Below are 639 nucleotides of genomic sequence, written 5' to 3' on the forward strand. Positions count from 1 at the left end.
AATGTTAATTTATTGTTGACATTATGATCAAAAAATGGTAACATAATATGGTCGTTGTAATATGAAAGTGTTTATTTTGCCGACTTAGCTCAGTTGGTAGAGCATCTGATTTGTAATCAGAGGGTCGGGCGTTCGAATCGTCTAGTCGGCACCATTTTTATGCGGAAGTAGTTCAGTGGTAGAACATCACCTTGCCAAGGTGGGGGTCGCGGGTTCGAATCCCGTCTTCCGCTTGTCATAGTTCTTGCCGGGGTGGCGGAACTGGCAGACGCACAGGACTTAAAATCCTGCGGTAAGTGATNTTGTTTTTTATATTATATATTTGCGGGTGTGGCGGAATTGGCAGACGCACTAGATTTAGGTTCTAGCGTCGAAAGACGTGGGGGTTCAAATCCCTTCACCCGCACCATATTTGCCGACTTAGCTCAGTTGGTAGAGCATCTGATTTGTAATCAGAGGGTCGGGCGTTCGAATCGTCTAGTCGGCATTTATATATTTACGCGGAAGTAGTTCAGTGGTAGAACATCACCTTGCCAAGGTGGGGGTCGCGGGTTCGAATCCCGTCTTCCGCTTGTTTGTTTTTTGCCGGGGTGGCGGAACTGGCAGACGCACAGGACTTAAAATCCTGCGGTAAGTGAT

Annotated in this window: 5 tRNA genes; all 5 read left to right on the forward strand. The window is 46.9% G+C overall.

The annotated features are described in order from the left end of the window. Positions 1 to 78 precede the first annotated feature (78 nt). The 5 genes from IV36_RS07760 to IV36_RS07780 all read left to right on the forward strand — a co-directional run bounded on the left by IV36_RS07760 (position 79) and on the right by IV36_RS07780 (position 572). Positions 79 to 154 (forward strand) — tRNA-Thr (locus IV36_RS07760). 7 nt (positions 155 to 161) lie between these two features. Beyond that, a tRNA-Gly gene (locus tag IV36_RS07765) sits at positions 162 to 233 on the forward strand. Between the two features lie 91 nt (positions 234 to 324). Continuing rightward, positions 325 to 409: transfer RNA gene (locus IV36_RS07770), tRNA-Leu, on the forward strand. A gap of 5 nt (positions 410 to 414) precedes the next feature. Beyond that, a tRNA-Thr gene (locus IV36_RS07775) sits at positions 415 to 487 on the forward strand. 13 nt (positions 488 to 500) lie between these two features. Beyond that, a tRNA-Gly gene (locus IV36_RS07780) sits at positions 501 to 572 on the forward strand. The last annotated feature ends 67 nt before the right edge of the window (positions 573 to 639 follow it).

The organism is Liquorilactobacillus mali (assembly GCF_001437155.1).
GTDB lineage: Bacteria > Bacillota > Bacilli > Lactobacillales > Lactobacillaceae > Liquorilactobacillus > Liquorilactobacillus mali_A.